Source organism: Streptococcus sp. HMSC072D03 (genome assembly GCF_001812855.1).
GTDB classification, from domain to species: Bacteria; Bacillota; Bacilli; order Lactobacillales; family Streptococcaceae; genus Streptococcus; species Streptococcus salivarius_D.
The window spans coordinates 1-375 of the sequence record NZ_KV810630.1; the positions used below are offsets into that span (position 1 = coordinate 1).

A 375-nucleotide genomic window follows, 5' to 3' on the forward strand; every position below is an offset into this window, starting at 1 on the left:
TTTATGCCGGCTACATGACTTGAACACGCGACCCTCTGATTACAAATCAGATGCTCTACCAACTGAGCTAAGCCGGCTAACTTTTCTATAATGCGGGTGAAGGGACTTGAACCCCCACGCCGTTAAGCGCCAGATCCTAAATCTGGTGCGTCTGCCAATTCCGCCACACCCGCATATATGACCCGTACTGGGCTCGAACCAGTGACCCATTGATTAAAAGTCAATTGCTCTACCAACTGAGCTAACGAGTCTCAAATATTTCTACTTGACGGTCCCGACGGGAATCGAACCCGCGATCTTCGCCGTGACAGGGCGACGTGATAACCGCTACACCACGGGACCTATGGGAGTTAACGGGATCGAACCGCTGACCCT

At 52.0% G+C, this 375-nt stretch carries 4 tRNA genes; all 4 read right to left on the reverse strand.

The window, feature by feature from the left end:
* Window positions 1-4: 4 nt before the first annotated feature.
* Window positions 5-77 (reverse strand) — tRNA-Thr (locus HMPREF2877_RS02255).
* A 14-nt stretch (window positions 78-91) separates the two neighbouring features.
* Window positions 92-173 (reverse strand) — tRNA-Leu (locus HMPREF2877_RS02260).
* A 5-nt stretch (window positions 174-178) separates the two neighbouring features.
* A tRNA-Lys gene (locus HMPREF2877_RS02265) sits at window positions 179-251 on the reverse strand.
* Window positions 252-269: 18 nt separating this feature from the next.
* Window positions 270-342: transfer RNA gene (locus HMPREF2877_RS02270), tRNA-Asp, on the reverse strand.
* Window positions 343-375 lie beyond the last annotated feature (33 nt).